This window comes from Leifsonia sp. NPDC058292 (genome assembly GCF_042880955.1).
In the GTDB taxonomy this organism is placed as follows: domain Bacteria; phylum Actinomycetota; class Actinomycetes; order Actinomycetales; family Microbacteriaceae; genus Leifsonia.
In genome coordinates, this window is the sequence record NZ_JBHVYL010000075.1 from 1 (window position 1) to 3483 (window position 3483).

Annotated in this window: 8 protein-coding genes; 5 read left to right on the forward strand and 3 right to left on the reverse strand. The window is 66.8% G+C overall.

Translation table 11 applies throughout. The features are described 5' to 3' along the window. The 3 genes from ACFVWR_RS18885 to ACFVWR_RS18895 form a co-directional block, all read right to left on the reverse strand. On the reverse strand, positions 1–675 hold a 675-nt coding region (locus ACFVWR_RS18885), incomplete at its 3' end, for a hypothetical protein (protein WP_387215916.1). 207 nt (positions 676–882) lie between these two features. Next, positions 883–1146 carry a hypothetical protein gene (locus ACFVWR_RS18890; RefSeq protein ID WP_387215919.1) on the reverse strand — a complete coding sequence of 88 codons (264 nt, stop codon included), beginning with the start codon at positions 1144–1146 and terminating at the stop codon, positions 883–885. A 201-nt stretch (positions 1147–1347) separates the two neighbouring features. Continuing rightward, positions 1348–1533, reverse strand: coding sequence for a hypothetical protein (locus ACFVWR_RS18895; protein WP_387215922.1), 186 nt, complete (start codon positions 1531–1533; stop codon positions 1348–1350). Positions 1534–1815: 282 nt separating this feature from the next. Between ACFVWR_RS18895 and ACFVWR_RS18900 the strand changes: the two genes are divergently transcribed. The 5 genes from ACFVWR_RS18900 to ACFVWR_RS18920 are packed head-to-tail and all read left to right on the forward strand — an operon-like array spanning position 1816 to position 3390. Next, positions 1816–2154 (forward strand): hypothetical protein, encoded by a 339-nt coding sequence (locus tag ACFVWR_RS18900; RefSeq protein WP_387215925.1) that lies wholly within the window; start codon positions 1816–1818, stop codon positions 2152–2154. Continuing rightward, complete coding sequence (locus ACFVWR_RS18905; RefSeq protein ID WP_387215930.1) at positions 2151–2468, forward strand: hypothetical protein; 318 nt, start codon at positions 2151–2153, stop codon at positions 2466–2468. The genes ACFVWR_RS18900 and ACFVWR_RS18905 overlap by 4 nt, the downstream gene beginning before the upstream one ends. Beyond that, positions 2465–2872 carry a hypothetical protein gene (locus ACFVWR_RS18910; RefSeq protein ID WP_387215933.1) on the forward strand — a complete coding sequence of 136 codons (408 nt, stop codon included), beginning with the start codon at positions 2465–2467 and terminating at the stop codon, positions 2870–2872. Before ACFVWR_RS18905 ends, ACFVWR_RS18910 begins: the two co-directional genes overlap by 4 nt. Beyond that, on the forward strand, positions 2869–3174 hold the full coding sequence (locus ACFVWR_RS18915) for a hypothetical protein (RefSeq protein WP_387215936.1): 306 nt from the start codon (positions 2869–2871) through the stop codon (positions 3172–3174). Before ACFVWR_RS18910 ends, ACFVWR_RS18915 begins: the two co-directional genes overlap by 4 nt. 60 nt (positions 3175–3234) lie before the next feature. Further along, entirely contained in the window at positions 3235–3390 is a 156-nt protein-coding gene (locus ACFVWR_RS18920; protein ID WP_387215939.1) for a hypothetical protein, read from the forward strand. Positions 3391–3483 lie beyond the last annotated feature (93 nt).

Here is a 3483-nt window from a genome sequence, read left to right on the forward strand (position 1 = left end):
GCTCCTACTACCGGTGGTGGGCCTACGGCCGTCACCCATATTCGTCTGGTCGTTTTGGTCGTCCTGGTTCGTACCCGTTGGAACGGGTCGGTGGGTACCCGTTCCAACGGGTTGGGACCTACCCGTTGGAACGGGTACGTGGTCCTGCTCCGACCTACCCGTTGCAACGGGTACGTCCGACTCCGCGACGGCCGCCTTACGGGCCCTGCTCTTGACGACCCGAGCACGCTTCTTCTCCGCGTACGGAGCCTCAGCGGCATCGACCAGCGCACGACGACGGGCACGCCACGCCTTGTAGCCGGCCGCATCGTCCTTCTGCCACTTGTCCGCCGCGTACGTGTTCTCCGGGCCGTCGTAGCCCTCAGGCGGCCACACGGGCAGCTCGTACGTCGCCCGCATGCCCTTCTTCGCGTGAATGATGATCGTGCCCAGCACCTCGAGGGCGCGCAGGTACGGATCGACGTCGTCCGGCTTCTTCAGCCCGATGTCGGCCGCCAGCCGCGCACGGCTCGGATCGACCTTCCGCGAGCCGCTCGCGTGATGCAGCCGCTTCGCCAGGTTCTGGTACACGGCAGCTTCCATGCCGTTCGCGCCACACTCGCTGACCCACTCCGGGATCTTCGTGTAGTGCGGCTCCCTCGCCGGGGTGGCCATCACTGCCGTCCGATCGCGCATGACGGGTCTGTGCTGACTACTGGCGTGCTCCGCGATACGCTCTTCACGAGCACCCTTCCTATGCATCGGGTTGCTTCTGTCAGCGGCCGGCAAACCGCTGTCACGCTTGGACGGCTGGTCGAGGCCGGGGTAGCTGCGAACTCCCCGCGACCGGCCGTTCTGCTTTTCCAGACACTCGGGGCTGCGATCCCGAGGCCCTTAAGCCGATCACTGGCCGCTGACTTCTTCGCGGCGCTTCCGCTCACGTTCCCGGAAGTACTCGAGGAACGGCTCAGTCGCCATCACCTGCTGCGCGTTGGCGACGCGCCAGTACGGATGCTGCCGCCCCTCGCCGAACGGCCAGTCCTTGGACTGGGCGATATGGCGAACGCCCTGGTGCGTGATCGTGTCGACGATGCCCAGCTTGATGAGCAGCTCGGCTCCGCTCTTGAACGTCACTGCGGGCGGCAGGGGCTCTTCTGCGCCGCTCACCACAGGGACCTGAGGTTGATTCGCTCAGGGTTCTCGCTTGTCTGTCTCACTAGTAGGCTCATGTCGAATCTCCTCTTGCAGGGGCGGTTCATCGGTCGCTCGATTTCGCAGGTCAGCGATCGTCAGGACGGTCGGCCGGGCTCCACCCCGGTCGGCCGTTCGTACGCTCAGGACTCCACCGGAGGCCCTCGCGGTTTCGGGCTACTCGTTGCCGCTCTCCTCGCTCTTCGGCCGACGCCGGCTGTCACGCAGGGCCGCCTTCTTGGCGTGCGCGATGAAGTACGGCCGCGCCATCACCCAGTCAACGACCTTCGATCTACCAATCTGCTGAACCGGCGGAAAGTTCTCGTCGTCTCTGGCGAGTTGCGAGATGCGCTGGTGAGTCATGGACGGGGCGATCTCTTCCGCCATGACACGTCGCGCGGCTTCTCGGAAGGTCACCAAGTCCTGTCCTCCTTCTGCGATGGCTGTTGCCTCCATTCTGTCTCTATGACTTGCCACATGGCAAGTCACGCTCTACTGTTGTTCTCAGCACAGCAAAACGGCCCTAGACCAGCTGATGCCGGACCAGGGCCGCGTGTCCCGAAGCGGCTCCTACACCGCCACGGACGTGAACCCGCCCACCTGCGCATTCAGGGAGGCCGATCCACTATGGATCGTAACCGCCATATGGCTAGCCGCACGAGCGGCCCGCACACATTCGATTCCACTTTCGACGCCGGCCAGGTCGACGAGGCCCTTCGCCGTTCGGTTGCCGCGCACGAGTCGGCCCGAGAACTCCTCGGCCTCATCGAGCAGCTCGGCTACGCGCTCGGCGACAAGGACTCCTTCGACGGTGACGGGAACCTCGTTCACCTGCGGGCCCTGGACGGCCCGACCCTCAACTACGTGGGCGAGTCCCGCGTCGGGATGCTGACCACGGAGTTCCTCGCCGGCCTGATCCGCGTCGCGCTCCCCAAGGTCCACGACGCGAACATCGACGAGCGCCTCGCGAAGGCGGTGTCGTGATGTTCAACGACCCGCACTACGAGGACATCGCCGGCGGCGAGTGGTCCGCCATCGACGTCGCGGACCGCAACCCCGACCTGTACCTCGACGTCGTCGAGATCTTCCTCCTCCTGGACCCGCGGACCGTTCAGGCGTCCGTCCTGGACCACCGGCAGGCCGAGTTCCTGCGTGTCATTGAGGCGATCGACGACGTGTTCGGCGACCTGTCCGACCCGCTCGCGGACGAGGACGGGGAAGCCCCCGACACGAATGCCGCCGACATCAAGGACCTGCTCACGCAGGCCGAGGCGTTCGCCAACGAGGAGCAGCTGTGACCGCGACTCCTCTGCACACCGCCGGGAACGCCGTCCCGCCCGTCGACGGCACGGAACTCGGCGACGTCATCGACGACCTCGCCGGCATCCACGCCGGGATCGAGTTCAACCGTGACGGGCTCCGCCACATCGCCCTCGACCGGCACGACCTCGACCGCACCCAGACCCTCATTGCCGCACTCGCCGGATCCCCGGACTGCGACCTGATCACCGCGATTGGCCTGACCGTGCAGCGCCTGGCCACGGCCGAGTCGAACCCGGCCCTGCGGACGCTGCCCCTGGACGTACAGAAGACCGCGCAACTCCTCGGGGAGCGGATCGCGTTCGCGCTGGCCGACCCCGAGATCCACCACCTTGCGGCCGAGCTGGCCGCCGTCATCGACCAGCAAGGACACCGCTCATGACCGCCCCCACCCCGCCCAGCATCCAGACGCTGATCGACACCTACGCCAAGGACGTCGCCTTCGCCGCCGACGAGGAGCCCGCGACCACAGCCAGCGAGTTCATCGACCAGCTGACGACGGCCGCGATCAACCTCGACCACGCCGGCATCAACGGCACCGAGAACCTCGACAACGCCGCGGTCTACCTGACCGACGCCCTGAACAGCACGGACAGGGACGAGGTGAAGATCCTCCTCACTCGCGCCAGCCGCTACCTGCAGTCCACGACGGACCTGGTCGACGAGTACCGGCTCATGCTCTGACCCCTACAGGGCCCGGCCCACACCGGGCCCCACCACCCCAACCACCGGAAGGACCCCGCGATGCCGAAGGCGCGAGCAGCGAACCCGCCCCAAGACGAGTGCCGGCAGTGCTGGGCGCACGCCCACGACCCCGCCATCCACCGCAACAACCGCGGCGACTGCCAGGCCTGCATCACCTGCGCCGCCAACAAGCACGCCGGACAGATCGTCCGCTAACCCCCGACCACCCGACCACCGCCTTCGAAGGAGCAGGCCATGACCGACCGCATCCCCCTTCCCGCCCCCGGATTCACAATCACCTGCCCCCCC

Bases quoted from the DNA above. Each gene is read 5' to 3' on its own strand.
- ACFVWR_RS18900 (WP_387215925.1), top strand. From the start codon at position 1,816: ATGGCTAGCCGCACGAGCGGCCCGCACACATTCGATTCCACTTTCGAC.
- ACFVWR_RS18920 (WP_387215939.1), top strand. From the start codon at position 3,235: ATGCCGAAGGCGCGAGCAGCGAACCCGCCCCAAGACGAGTGCCGGCAG.
- ACFVWR_RS18895 (WP_387215922.1), bottom strand. From the start codon at position 1,533: ATGACTCACCAGCGCATCTCGCAACTCGCCAGAGACGACGAGAACTTT.
- ACFVWR_RS18915 (WP_387215936.1), top strand. From the start codon at position 2,869: ATGACCGCCCCCACCCCGCCCAGCATCCAGACGCTGATCGACACCTAC.